This window comes from Flavobacterium aeripolare, assembly GCF_013294025.1.
Classification (GTDB): domain Bacteria; phylum Bacteroidota; class Bacteroidia; order Flavobacteriales; family Flavobacteriaceae; genus Flavobacterium.
In genome coordinates, this window is record NZ_JABSNL010000001.1 from 391,672 (window position 1) to 404,604 (window position 12,933).

At 35.3% G+C, this 12,933-nt stretch carries 10 protein-coding genes; 9 read left to right on the top strand and 1 reads right to left on the bottom strand.

Annotated features, from left to right (window positions below; genetic code table 11):
- The first annotated feature begins 56 nt into the window (after nucleotides 1–56).
- Nucleotides 57–296 carry a DUF1059 domain-containing protein gene (locus HNQ00_RS01725; protein ID WP_173836472.1) on the top strand — a complete coding sequence of 80 codons (240 nt, stop codon included), beginning with the start codon at nucleotides 57–59 and terminating at the stop codon, nucleotides 294–296.
- Between the two features lie 77 nt (nucleotides 297–373).
- Here the strand turns inward: HNQ00_RS01725 and glmM are convergent, their stop codons facing one another.
- Complete coding sequence (gene glmM / locus HNQ00_RS01730; RefSeq protein WP_173836474.1) at nucleotides 374–1,774, bottom strand: phosphoglucosamine mutase; 1,401 nt, start codon at nucleotides 1,772–1,774, stop codon at nucleotides 374–376.
- A 95-nt stretch (nucleotides 1,775–1,869) separates the two neighbouring features.
- Between glmM and HNQ00_RS01735 the strand changes: the two genes are divergently transcribed.
- The 8 genes from HNQ00_RS01735 to HNQ00_RS01770 all read left to right on the top strand — a co-directional run bounded on the left by HNQ00_RS01735 (nucleotide 1,870) and on the right by HNQ00_RS01770 (nucleotide 12,883).
- On the top strand, nucleotides 1,870–2,451 hold the full coding sequence (locus tag HNQ00_RS01735) for an acyl carrier protein phosphodiesterase (protein WP_173836476.1): 582 nt from the start codon (nucleotides 1,870–1,872) through the stop codon (nucleotides 2,449–2,451).
- A 55-nt stretch (nucleotides 2,452–2,506) separates the two neighbouring features.
- The gene (ggt, locus tag HNQ00_RS01740; RefSeq protein WP_173836478.1) at nucleotides 2,507–4,192 is read left to right on the top strand and encodes a gamma-glutamyltransferase; all 1,686 of its coding nucleotides are present in this window, start codon (nucleotides 2,507–2,509) and stop codon (nucleotides 4,190–4,192) included.
- Between the two features lie 22 nt (nucleotides 4,193–4,214).
- Entirely contained in the window at nucleotides 4,215–5,909 is a 1,695-nt protein-coding gene (gene ggt / locus HNQ00_RS01745) for a gamma-glutamyltransferase (RefSeq protein ID WP_173836480.1), read from the top strand.
- A 152-nt stretch (nucleotides 5,910–6,061) separates the two neighbouring features.
- Nucleotides 6,062–7,846 (top strand): chloride channel protein, encoded by a 1,785-nt coding sequence (locus tag HNQ00_RS01750; protein ID WP_173836482.1) that lies wholly within the window; start codon nucleotides 6,062–6,064, stop codon nucleotides 7,844–7,846.
- 191 nt (nucleotides 7,847–8,037) lie between these two features.
- On the top strand, nucleotides 8,038–8,781 hold the full coding sequence (locus HNQ00_RS01755; protein ID WP_173836484.1) for a LytR/AlgR family response regulator transcription factor: 744 nt from the start codon (nucleotides 8,038–8,040) through the stop codon (nucleotides 8,779–8,781).
- Entirely contained in the window at nucleotides 8,765–11,752 is a 2,988-nt protein-coding gene (locus tag HNQ00_RS01760; RefSeq protein WP_173836487.1) for a sensor histidine kinase, read from the top strand. Before HNQ00_RS01755 ends, HNQ00_RS01760 begins: the two co-directional genes overlap by 17 nt.
- Nucleotides 11,753–12,020: 268 nt before the next feature.
- Entirely contained in the window at nucleotides 12,021–12,455 is a 435-nt protein-coding gene (locus HNQ00_RS01765) for a hypothetical protein (RefSeq protein WP_173836489.1), read from the top strand.
- A 131-nt stretch (nucleotides 12,456–12,586) separates the two neighbouring features.
- On the top strand, nucleotides 12,587–12,883 hold the full coding sequence (locus HNQ00_RS01770; RefSeq protein ID WP_173836491.1) for a hypothetical protein: 297 nt from the start codon (nucleotides 12,587–12,589) through the stop codon (nucleotides 12,881–12,883).
- Nucleotides 12,884–12,933: the final 50 nt, after the last annotated feature.

Genomic DNA, 12,933 nt, shown 5'->3' on the forward strand with positions numbered 1-12,933 from the left:
CAACAATTGAATACGAATTGTAGTTTTTAGTCTTTCTAATTATAAAATAAAAAATTATGAAAACGATGACCTGTAAAGAACTAGGTGGAGCATGTGACGCCCAGTTTCAAGCAACAACCTTTGAAGAGATGGCTGAATTAAGTAAAAAACACGCATTAGAAATGATTGAAAAGTCAGATGAAGCACACAGCAAAGCAATGAGAGAAATGCAAGAACTAATGCATTTTCCGCAAGGGATGAATGCATGGTATGAAAATAAAAGAAAAGCTTTTGAGTGCTGCCCTTCTACAAATTAAGGATACTAGACTCCATATAAAAACCCTTTCAAAAATTAATTTGAAAGGGTTTTCTATTTTTGTTGGTAGTAGGAGTCTTAGATCCCCGCTACTGCTTTTATTTCGTCAATAATTCTTAAAGCTAATGTATCTGCTTTTTCCTGTGAAGGCGCTTCGGTGTAGATACGAATGATTGGTTCTGTATTTGATTTTCTCAAATGCACCCACTCTGTAGCGAAATCAATTTTTACACCGTCCACAGTAGTGATATCCTCGTTTTTATATTTTTCGGTCATAGCAACAAGAATTGCATCAACATCAATTTGTGGTGTTAACTCAATTTTATTTTTGCTCATGTAATATTCTGGATATGAAGCACGCAACGCAGATACTGACATTTTTTTATTTGCTAAATGCGTTAGAAATAAAGCCACACCCACTAAACTGTCGCGACCATAATGCGATTCTGGATATATAATTCCTCCGTTTCCTTCACCACCTATAATGGCATTATTTTTTTTCATCAAGTCAACCACATTCACCTCTCCTACTGCAGATGCTTCGTAAGTACTATTGTGATTGTTTGTCACATCACGCAAAGCACGTGAAGAAGACATATTAGAAACTGTATTTCCTGGATTTTTGCTTAAAACATAGTCAGCACAAGCTACCAATGTGTATTCCTCTCCAAACATTTCTCCGTCTTCACAAATAAATGCCAAACGATCTACATCAGGATCAACTACGACACCTAAGTGAGCGCCTTCTTTAACCACTAACTCAGAGATATCTGTTAAATGTTCTTTTAAAGGTTCTGGGTTGTGCGGAAAATGCCCGTTTGGTTCGCAGTATAATTTTACTACCTCTACTCCCATTTGCTCAAGTAATTTTGGAATAATAATACCTCCTGATGAATTTACACCATCCACTACCACTTTAAATTTGGCTGCTTTTACTGCTTCAACATCTACTAACGGTAAGTTCAATACTTCATCGATGTGAATATCCATGTAGGCATCATTCTCCGTCACTTCACCTAAACTATCCACATCCGAAAAATCAAATGCTTCTGCTTCAGCAATTACTAGAATTTTTTCACCTTCGATACCGTTTAAGAATTCTCCTTTTGCGTTCAATAATTTAAGCGCGTTCCATTGTTTTGGATTGTGAGATGCAGTCAAAATGATTCCACCATCAGCATTTTCAAGAGGAACTGCAATTTCTACTGTAGGCGTTGTAGAAAGACCTAAATCAATCACATCAATTCCTAGACCAATCAACGTATTTACAACTAAGTTATGGATCATAGGACCAGAAATACGAGCATCACGACCTACAACTACTTTTAGTTTTTCATTGTCAGTTTTAGGTTGGCTACTGTTTTTCAACCATGTTCCGTATGCCGATGCAAACTTTACAGCGTCAACAGGAGTCAGGTTATCCCCTACTTTCCCACCTATCGTTCCACGTATTCCAGATATTGATTTTATTAATGTCATTCTTATGTTTTTAAATATTAGTTGATTCGTACAATTTTCACAAATATAATAATTGCACGTTTAATAAAGTGAAATAGAATTCATAATTTAGGCGAATGAACTTTTTAGCACACATATACCTTTCAGGAGATAATGATTTTATCAAAATAGGTAATTTCATGGCCGATGGAATTCGAGGGAAACATTTTGAAGAATTTCCAGTCGATATTCAAACGGGCATTACTATTCATAGAGCGATTGACACCTTTACAGATGCCCATCCCGTTTTTAGACAAAGCACCAAAAAATTGCATGCGCGCTACCATCATTATGCAGGCGTTATAGTAGATGTATTCTACGATCATTTTTTGGCTAAAAATTGGTCTTCTTATTCGAATGAAAACCTTGAGGAATTCATCCAGAATTTTTATGAATCTCTAAGACAAAATCAAGATGTTCTCACTGAAAAAACAATTGGATTTATGCCTTATATGTTTGAGCAAAATTGGCTTTCAAGCTATCAAACTGTAGCAGGCATCAATAACATTTTAACCCAAATGGACGGTCGAACGAAGAACAAATCTAAAATGCGATTTGCAACCGAAGAGCTTCAAGAGTACTACACAGAATTTAAAGAAGAATTTACTGTTTTCTTTGAAGATTTACGTGCTCATGTTAGCGACCAAATGAGCAACTAACACAAAATACAACACCTACTAACGACTAACCAGAACAAATAAAAAAACCACCACCATGAAAATAGTACTCCCCTTATTGTTCATAGCTTTAATTAGCTGTAAAACAATTGCAGTCGCGCAAGCACCCACTGGCTTAGTAACAAATAAAGCGATGGTGGTTTCGGCGCGGGAAGAAGCATCTACGATAGCTGTAGAAATATTGAAAAAAGGTGGTAATGCTTTTGACGCTATGGTTGCCACAGAGTTAGCCTTAGCTGTTTCCTATCCTCAAGCAGGAAATTTAGGAGGAGGTGGTTTCATGGTGTACCGCAAAGCAAATGGTGAAACTGGTGCTCTAGACTATAGAGAGAAAGCTCCACTAGCTGCCTTTAAGAATATGTACCTTGATGCTAATGGAAATGTAATTCCTGGCAAAAGTACAGCAACAGCACTAGCGATTGGAATTCCGGGAACGATTTCAGGAATGTTTGAAGTACATGATAAAATGGGGAAACTACCAATGGCAAAAATCCTAGAACCTATCATAGCTTTAGCAGAAAGAGGCGTTATAATTACAGCAAATCAAGCAAACAGTTTAACTGATTATCGAGCTACATTTATAAAGGCTAATGGAAAAGAAAGTTTATTTTCGAAAGTATATGCTGTAGGAGACACCATAAAATATCCTGCTCTTGCTAGAACTTTAAGACGAATTGCTCAAAACGGAAGAGACGAATTCTATAAAGGGGAAACAGCTCAAAAATTAGTTGGTTTTCTCGCAGCAAGAGGTGGTAACATGACCTTAGAAGATTTAAATAAATATAACGCCAAGTGGAGAAAACCACTCACTTTTAAATACAAAGATTTAAAAATCACCTCAATGTCACCACCTAGTAGTGGCGGTATTTGTTTGAACCAAATTATGAAAATGATCGAACCTTATGATCTCGCTTCCATGGGGCATAACAGTACCCAAACAATTCAAGTAATTACTGAGGCAGAGAGGAGAGCTTATGCTGATCGCAATTTCTATTTAGGTGATCCAGATTTTGTAAAACTTCCTATAAAAGAATTACTGGATTCAACCTATATTAAAAATCGAATGAGCGATTTTACATTTGAAAAGGCAACAAAATCATCAGCAATTGCAGCAGGCAAAATTTCAGGTTATGAGAGCAAGCAAACAACCCACTATTCTATTGTAGATGCTGAGGGTAATGCCGTTTCAGTAACCACTACATTAAATGACAATTACGGTTCAAAGATCTACTGTGATGAATTAGGTTTTTTTCTAAACAACCAAATGGATGATTTTAGTGCTAAGCCGGGTGTGCCTAATCTATATGGACTCACAGGTAACGAGGCAAACAGTATCGCTCCAGAGAAACGCATGCTGAGTTCGATGACACCAACAATTGTCGAAAAAAACGGTGCGTTATTTATGGTTGTGGGCACACCAGGCGGATCTACAATTATCACGTCGGTGTTACAAACCATATTAAATGTATATGAATTTGGTATGTCGATGCAAGAAGCCGTCGATGCGCCTCGCTTTCATCATCAGTGGTTGCCAGACGAAATCACTTTCGAACCAAATTCCTTTGATGAAAAAACATTGCAAGCCCTTCGAGAAAAAGAGTATCAAATCAACGAAAACAATAAAGAAATTATAGGTCAAGTTGACGCAATTCTAGTGCTGCCAAATTCAAAATTAGAAGGTGGTGCCGATAGACGAAATGACAACAAAGCAGTAGGCTTTTAATATTCGAAATACATATATTACAATGAAAAAATCTATTGTTTTAGGGCTTAGTGTACTTATATTGAGTTGCAAATCTCAAAATCCCATTGATAATGCTAGTAAGCAGGGACTAGTTGTTAATAAAGCGATGGTTGTTTCGGCTAGAGTCGAGGCTTCAAAAATAGGAACGCAAATCATGCAAGAAGGTGGAAATGCTTTTGACGCTATGGTTGCCACTGAATTAGCCTTGGCAGTCGCCTATCCCTATGCAGGAAATTTAGGTGGTGGCGGATTTATGGTGTACCGTAAAGCAGATGGAAGCTCAGGAACTCTCGATTATAGAGAAAAAGCACCACTTGCAGCTACAAAGGATATGTTTCAAGATAAAGACGGCAACGTGATTCCCGGGAAAAGTACGCAAACGGCATTAGCCATAGGCGTACCGGGAACAATTGCAGGAATTTTTGCAGTACACGATAAATTAGGTTCGTTGCCAATAGCTCAAATCTTACAACCTGTAATTGAATTAGCAGAACGAGGTGTGGTAGTGACAGCAAAGCAAGCAGAACGATTACAGGATTATCACGATGTTTTGAATAAATACAATGGAGCTGCTAGTGTACTATCAAAAACTTACAAAGAAAAAGATACCATTAAATATCCTGCGCTTGCGAACACATTAAGGAGAATTGTAAAAAATGGGCGAGACGAATTCTACAAAGGCGAAACAGCAAAAATATTGACTAGTTATCTAAAAGAGAAAGGCGCCATTATTACCATGGAAGATTTAGCAAGCTACCAAGCTAAATGGCGCGACCCACTAGGTTTTAAGTACAAAGATTTGACAATTATTTCTATGGCTCCCCCAAGTAGCGGAGGAATATGCTTGGCTCAAATTTTCGGGATGATTGAACCATTTAATTTATCCAAAATGGGACACAACAATCCAGAGTCAATTCAGGTAATTGTTGAAGCAGAGCGCCGTGCCTACGCCGATAGAAATTATTTTCTAGGTGACCCTGACTTTGTTAAAATTCCGTTGAAAGAATTGATGGATCCTGCGTACTTAAAAGAGCGAATGGACAGTTTTGATCCTAGCACAGCCACGCTATCAAGTGATGTAAAACAAGGAGATGTAGCGTATAATGAAAGTATGGAAACAACCCACTACTCTATCGTAGACCAATTTGGAAACGCTGTGTCTGCAACCACTACACTGAATGCTGGTTATGGTTCAAAATTTTACTGTGAAGAACTCGGTTTTCTGTTGAATAATGAAATGGATGATTTTAGTTCGAAAGCAGGAGTTCCTAATATGTTTGGACTAGTAGGAAATGAAGCCAACAGTATTGCACCTGGAAAACGCATGTTGAGTTCGATGACACCCACAATAGTCGAGAAAAACGGAAAATTATTTATGGTTGTTGGTTCGCCAGGAGGATCAACGATTATCACCTCAGTACTACAAACAATATTGAACGTTTACGAGTACGATTACAGCATGCAAGCATCAGTAAATGCAGCTCGTTTTCACCATCAGTGGCTGCCTGATTTAATCACATTCGAACCAAATACTTTCAGCACAAATACACTAGAAACATTAAAAAATAAAGGCTATCTAATCAATGAAAAAACGACGCCTGTAATTGGAAAAGTAGATGCTGTGTTGGTTTTACCAAATGGACATTTAGAAGGTGGCGCCGATTTTAGGGGAGACGATGCGGCTGTAGGTTTCTAACTGTAAAAACAACCTAATTAAGATGGTTTTAGGCTAAAATATTTAAGAATACGTTTTCGTTAGCATTATTAAATATTTTGCTCAAAAGAAGCCTTCAAAAATTTATTTAGGGGATAAAATAATAGTAATTTAGCATTTTCAAACAAAGAATAATGTTCAAAAAAATAAAGTCTAAATTAGAAGGAATCATTGCTTGGTCACAGTCCATGTTGACTGAAAAGCAATTTATCTTTTTATCTAGTATATTAGTGGGTATCACGTCAGCGTTTGCGGTGATTGTTTTAAAAACATTTGCACACTGGGTTTTTTCATTTGCGACCTACATCAACGGAATATTAAAGTTAAGTTTTATAAATAGTATTCTTCCTATTGCTGGACTTGTGCTGACTGTTTTTGTGGTAAAACGTTTTCTAGGAGGTTCTATAGAAAAAGGAACTTCGCAAATTTTATATTCAGTTGCTAAGAAAGCCAGCATTATTCAAAAGAAACAAATGTATGCTCAAATCTTTACTAGTTCCTTAACGGTAGGTTTGGGAGGATCAGCAGGACTTGAAAGCCCGATTGTGGTTACTGGAGCAGCCTTTGGGTCAAACTACGCTCAAAAATACAAATTAAGCTATAAAGACCGTACGTTGCTTATTGGTTGTGGAGTAGCAGCCGGAATTGCAGCAGCCTTTAACGCTCCCATCGCAGGAGTATTATTTGCGGTAGAATTTCTACTTGTTGATGTAAGTATCTCTGCTTTTACACCTATTATGATTGCTGCAGCGACAGGAGCATTAGTATCTGTAATAGCGCTAGACGAAACAATATTATTAAACTTTAGACAACAACAAGTATTCGATTATCATAAAATTCCTTTTTACATATTACTGGGTATACTTACCGGTTTTATTTCTATTTATTACACGCGATATTTCCAGCGAACTGAACATTTTTTTCATAAGCTAAAAATGAATCCTTACAAGAAAGCCTTGTTTGGTGCTGCAATGTTAGCTGTATTAATTTTTATATTTCCAACACTTTTTGGAGAGGGTTATGAAAGTATTAAAGTTTTATCAGATAATAATCCTGGTAAAATATTAGAGAATACTTTATTTAGCGAATTCAGAGACAACAATTGGGTATTATTAGCATTTGTAGGTTTGACTATGATGTTAAAAGTTTTTGCGACTGGAATTACATTAGGAGCTGGTGGAAATGGAGGTAATTTTGCTCCTTCCCTATTTGTTGGTTCGTACGTGGGTTTTGTTTTTTCGAAATTCATAAACATGACAGGGCTTACGCATCTACCGGTGAGTAACTTTACTATGATAGGAATGGCAGGTATATTGAGTGGATTGTTTCATGCTCCTCTTACTGCGATATTTCTAATTGCTGAGATTACTGGCGGGTACAGCCTGATGTTACCTTTAATGTTAGTCTCCTCGATAAGTTTTGCTATATCTAAACGTTTTGAAAAACACTCGATGGATGTTAAAGAATTAGCTAAAAAAGGCCACGCATTTACAAGCAATAAAGATACCAATGTACTTTCTACACTAGAAACAAGTGCCATTATACAAACAGACTACTTGACGCTATCTCCAGACGAAAATTTAGAGAAATTGGTAGATTTGATTTCGCATTCAAACCAAGTGATATTTGCAGTCGTCGATGCTGATAAACATTTAATTGGCGTGATTCATTTTAACAATATTAGAGAAATCATCTTTAACTCATATCGTGTGAAGTACACCTTAGTTCAAGATATCATGGTAGAACCCGGAGAGGTCGTTTATCCTTTTAATAGTATGGAAACGGTAATGAATAAATTTGAGCGATCAAAAATGACATTCCTACCGGTAATTAAGGATGAAATATATTTTGGTTTTATATCTAAGTCCGTTGCTTTAGAAGCCTATAGAAGTAAGTTAAAAGCTATGACTATAGAATAGTTTTTATCAGTGATACACTTGTAAAGCACAAAATAAAAACACTTCTTTCATGGTAGTGTTTTTTTTGCTATATTTCTAAAATAATAGCACCAAAGTTCGTGTTTGAGGGCACACAAATACCTCAATTTAACCTAAAAATATACATTAGAAATTACTGTCCCAATACTGTATTTTCTAATTCCACTAAACCTATGACAATTAAAGCCATAATCGTAGACGACGACTTAAAATCAAGAGAGTTAATTCATAACTTTTGTAAAATCTTCAGTGACGATAAAATCACAATTGTAGATTTGTGCAGTTCTGTTGATGAAGCAATCCTATCTATCGATACTAACAAACCTGATTTGGTTTTTTTAGATATAGACATGCCACAAAAAAATGGTTTCGAACTAGTTCGCCATTATACGTCAGTTCCATTTGAAATCGTGTTTGTAACTGGTCATGCTAACGAGTATGTAGAAGCAATCAAGTGCAGTGCCTTAGATTATTTAATGAAACCAATCAATCCCTTAAATATTAAATCGATAATAGATCGATTCGAACATAAAACTGGGATAAATAGAAATCAAGATAGATTTGAAGTTTTAAAAAACAATTTGAGTTCTAGTAATCAGTCTATAATACTGCCTAATAATGACGGATTTAAAGTTGTCGTTGTTAGCGAAATCATTTACTGTGAAACGGGTAACGGAAATGGAAAATGTACCATTGAAACAGCTACTGAAACTATTGTTGTTTCTAAATCGTTGAAAGAGATTTTTCAATTGCTTGCTGATGACACATTCTTAAAAGTGAGTAGTAGCGCAGTTGTAAATAAAAAATTCATAAAGTCATTCCATACCAAAAACAAAAAATTGACGCTCTTAAATGACTATGCAATCACTGTTACAGAGTATAATAAATCAAGCCTAATGGATGCGATTAGTCAGTAATTACATTCTTCTTTTTTTATTGTTGACTACTGCTCTTTCTAGCGCGCAGTACCGTCCTTCAAAAAACTACTCTACCGCCGATGGTTTAGCTAGCAATGCCGTACGATCTCTATTTCTTGACAAAAATCACGAACTATGGGTAGGGACAGAGAATGGTATTTCTAAATTTGAAAACGGACACTTTTCATCCCTTGTTTTACCTAAAATAATCACCAATAATAGCTGTTGGGATATCGCCCAAGATGCCCAGGGTAATATGTGGTTTGCAACCTATGGCGGCGGTGTTTTTAAATATGATGGAGAAAAATACAGCCTCTTTGACAATCGTAAAGGACTACCAGATGACCGCGCTCACAAACTACTTTCTTACAAGAACAAGATCTATGTGGGTACCGAATTAGGAATTGCTATCATTGATATAAAAACAAATAAACTAGTAGTTCCTAAAGGAAGCATGCCGCATTACGGCGTATTTATAGTAACTGATTTCATGCTATATAAAGATGAAGTCTACTTCTCTACATCTAATGAAGGTATTTTTAAAGTAGTAATAAAAAATGATATTCCGCGTATTGAGCAAGTATTTGCAGTGGAACATGCGTTCTCATTAGGTCTCTATGACGGTCAATTATTTGCGGGAAATAAAGCGACTCTTAATCAATTCGAAATTAAAAATGTACTTGCAAATAAAGCAGCAACTAAAAGTTTTGGGAATACTACGGTTTGGGATTATGCGATAGACAAGGAAGGCACTTTATATGCAGCAGCCTGGGGCGTATTTGATCAAAGCGGTGGCCTCTACACTATAGCCAACAATAAAATGACTGCTATTTCAAAAGAATATGGAATAGATTCTCCCAATATTTTAAACGTAGTCTACAATCCTAAAAATGAGGTTTTATATGTAGGATCAAAAGACCGCGGAATATATGAAGTACAATTAGGTAGCACTATTGACTACAATCCGTTTGCTAATAAGAAGGTAATAGATTTTGAAATAGTAGCTGATCACAAAGTTATAGCACACGAAGATGGGCTTTCCTTTTTAGATGGTTCGAATGTGATTTCGAAAACAATTACTAACGAAACTTTCAAGAAATACGAAGTAGACTATATCAGCAATGATAAAAACAACGTACCTACACACAAAGAAGGCTACTTTGAATTAGACTATAAAATTCCAGCTACTCAAATTGAATTTTATGAGTTAATCAAGCACCAGCAATCATTATGGCTAACTAGTAATATAGGTATTTACGAAATTAACTTCGCAGCTGAGATTATCAATTACCTACCCTTACATAGTTATAAAATAGAATTTACAAAGGATCACAAATTTATTGAAACAATCCCTTATGCTGGTGTGCGCATTTATGATGACGTATACAATTTAAGAGCAAAACACTACTCTGAGTTTGATAAAAATACGCCGTTAAATGTTGTAGGTATATTAAATAACCGAGATAAGGCGTATTTTATATCCTTGTTTCAAGGGTTGTATACCTATGTGAATAAGGAGTGTCAGTCATTATTGAGCGCTAATATATGGAAAGAAGACAAATTAAAATTTATTACTAAAAACCAAGATAGCAACTTAATTATTGCTTCCGAGCTAGGTGGAGTAACTATTGTAGATGATTCAAAATCTTTTAAAATTCTTCAAAATATTCCAAAAAGCCAGTTGATGGGAAATACCATAAGCTTTCTAGAATCATATAAAAATTATATTTTGATAGGTACTGATCTGGGGATTAACATTTATCACAATGGCGTCTTACAATTATTTGACAAAGATCAAGGATTGAAAGATGCAGAAATAACAAGTTCAAAATTATCTGGAAACAGCTTATGGTTGGGTACCAAAAAAGGCTTTTATACTATCAATTTAGATAAATTGACGGCAGATAAAAGCACTATTTCTAGTATCGAAATAAAAGATATAAAAATAAATTCAGTACCTATTTCGCGAAAATATTTTAAATGGATGCGCTACACTGGAGAAGAGCTAATTTGCGATTACAACCAGAATACGATTGCAATTGACTTCATGCCAAAAGGCCACTCCTACTCAAATAAATTAAGATTTAGATACCGCTTAAAGGAAAGTAATCAATGGAGTCCGTACTCTGATAAGCCATTTGTTTATTTATCTTATCTGCCAGCAGACGACTACAAATTAGAAATTGAAGTAACTGATTTGCACTCAGGGAAAATTAGAAACTTTAAAATTTTAGAGATAAATATCAAGCAGCCATTTTGGGAGACAACATGGTTTATGGCTTTGATTGCCCTAATCACTATCCTAATAATTGTATTAATTACTGCCAATATAAAAAAACAAACCAAACAAAAAGCTGCAAATGACCGGGAACTTTCTAAGGCTAAGTTAGAAGCCTTACTAAGTAAGATGAATCCCCATTTTACGTTTAACGCCTTAACGAGTATTCAAAGTTTTGTGTTTAACAAAGACGTCATCGACTCCAGCATTTACATAAGTGAAGTTGCCAATTTAATGCGACAGACACTAGATAATTCATCCAAACAAACCATCAGTATCGAGGATGAAATTAACTATTTGCAAACCTATATTTTAATAGAGAATAAAAGATTTGAGGATCGAATTTTACATAAAATCAGTGTAGATACAGCCTTAGATCAGGAAGAGGTTTCGATCCCAACAATGTTACTGCAACCCTTTATAGAAAACATCTTTAAGCACGCATTTAACGACAAACACTTGAATCCGAAATTTGAAATTACCTTTAAAAAGCTCGGTCAAGAATATGTCCAAATTTCGATTATAGATAACGGCTACGGAAAAAAAGAATCTGCAAGCAAACACATATCAAAAGGATTATCTATTGCTAGGGAACGCTTACAAATCATGCAACCTGATAATATTAATCCAATACAATTAAAATTTGCAGCAACCGGAACTACTGTCGTGATAACATTGTTTCTTGAAAATTAAAATTAAATTATAGCGCAGAATATTACTGATATAGCATAGAAACCCCAAATTACGATTTGGGGTTTTTTATTGTTTTATAAATTTTTAATTTCGACTTTAAATCCCCAAACATTTTTAGATACAGTGCCCTTAATGGTTTGCTTTGTCATCTAAATCACACAAGAAAAAATAAGCTGATTTGTAAACATGATTTACATCTTTTAAGATTTTGCCATTATAGCAAGATGAATTTAAAAACATATAACCAAACTAAATTTTACATAGTCCCATGATTGACCCTGACCGACCATATAGCCGATTAGCAATTGATATTCAATTTGCAAAAATCAAAGCGAGTATGCAAAAAGCTGCTTTAGTAAGAGGTGGTGATGGTCGCGCTTTATACATAGATGTCTATACTGGTAAAACGCTTAGAGGAGGCGATCCTTATGACTACGAGCACATACGCTCCTCTGAAGAATTGTTTACTAAATACAAATCGATTCTTACCGACGAGCAAATTGCACAAGTAGTCAATTGCCCTGAGAATGTTGCAGTAACCTTGAGAACCATAAACCAGTCTAAAGGTAAAAAACGCATGGAAGTGTGGATGAATCATAGCGAAAATATTATTAATAATGGGGTTGACTTGAAACTAGCCTTTCACAACTTAAAAAAAGCTGATCTAGGTATTTTGAAAATGGTTGAGAGTTTTACAAAATAGCTAGTACTGAACAATTTGTGATCTAATGAAAGATTTGCAGCGCCCAAAAAAAGGAACAGCATAGAATAAAAAATTCAATAAAAAGAAGATACCAGCGAGAGGATATCAAGAACATAAAAATTAAAATTATCATGCTACAAATATTATTGAACACCACCACCACTGCTATTAAATATATTGTATGGGTTTCACTAGTTATAGTCGCTATACCGTTAATGATCTATTCGTTTTTGAATTTGTACTTTTATGAATTCACGATGGAAATGGGCTTTGGATTTTGGATATTATTTTCGGTACTTACCGTTATAGGATTTGTTGTCTTGCTAAAACCAATTTTTTGGATTCTTGAAGGTATAGAAACACTAGTTGAATTAGTATTAAATAAGGCTCAAAATAATAATCCCACTGAGTCATGCATTTGTAAATAATCCTAAGCTGGACATTACTACTTCTTCTTCCACAATATTCTTACGTAATT

What these genes read in the sequence shown, in the direction of transcription:
- HNQ00_RS01725 (WP_173836472.1), top strand. Translation starts at nt 57, where the DNA reads ATGAAAACGATGACCTGTAAAGAACTAGGTGGAGCATGTGACGCCCAG.
- glmM (WP_173836474.1), bottom strand. Translation starts at nt 1,774, where the DNA reads ATGACATTAATAAAATCAATATCTGGAATACGTGGAACGATAGGTGGG.
- HNQ00_RS01735 (WP_173836476.1), top strand. Translation starts at nt 1,870, where the DNA reads ATGAACTTTTTAGCACACATATACCTTTCAGGAGATAATGATTTTATC.
- ggt (WP_173836478.1), top strand. Translation starts at nt 2,507, where the DNA reads ATGAAAATAGTACTCCCCTTATTGTTCATAGCTTTAATTAGCTGTAAA.
- ggt (WP_173836480.1), top strand. Translation starts at nt 4,215, where the DNA reads ATGAAAAAATCTATTGTTTTAGGGCTTAGTGTACTTATATTGAGTTGC.
- HNQ00_RS01750 (WP_173836482.1), top strand. Translation starts at nt 6,062, where the DNA reads ATGTTCAAAAAAATAAAGTCTAAATTAGAAGGAATCATTGCTTGGTCA.
- HNQ00_RS01755 (WP_173836484.1), top strand. Translation starts at nt 8,038, where the DNA reads ATGACAATTAAAGCCATAATCGTAGACGACGACTTAAAATCAAGAGAG.
- HNQ00_RS01760 (WP_173836487.1), top strand. Translation starts at nt 8,765, where the DNA reads ATGCGATTAGTCAGTAATTACATTCTTCTTTTTTTATTGTTGACTACT.
- HNQ00_RS01765 (WP_173836489.1), top strand. Translation starts at nt 12,021, where the DNA reads ATGATTGACCCTGACCGACCATATAGCCGATTAGCAATTGATATTCAA.
- HNQ00_RS01770 (WP_173836491.1), top strand. Translation starts at nt 12,587, where the DNA reads ATGCTACAAATATTATTGAACACCACCACCACTGCTATTAAATATATT.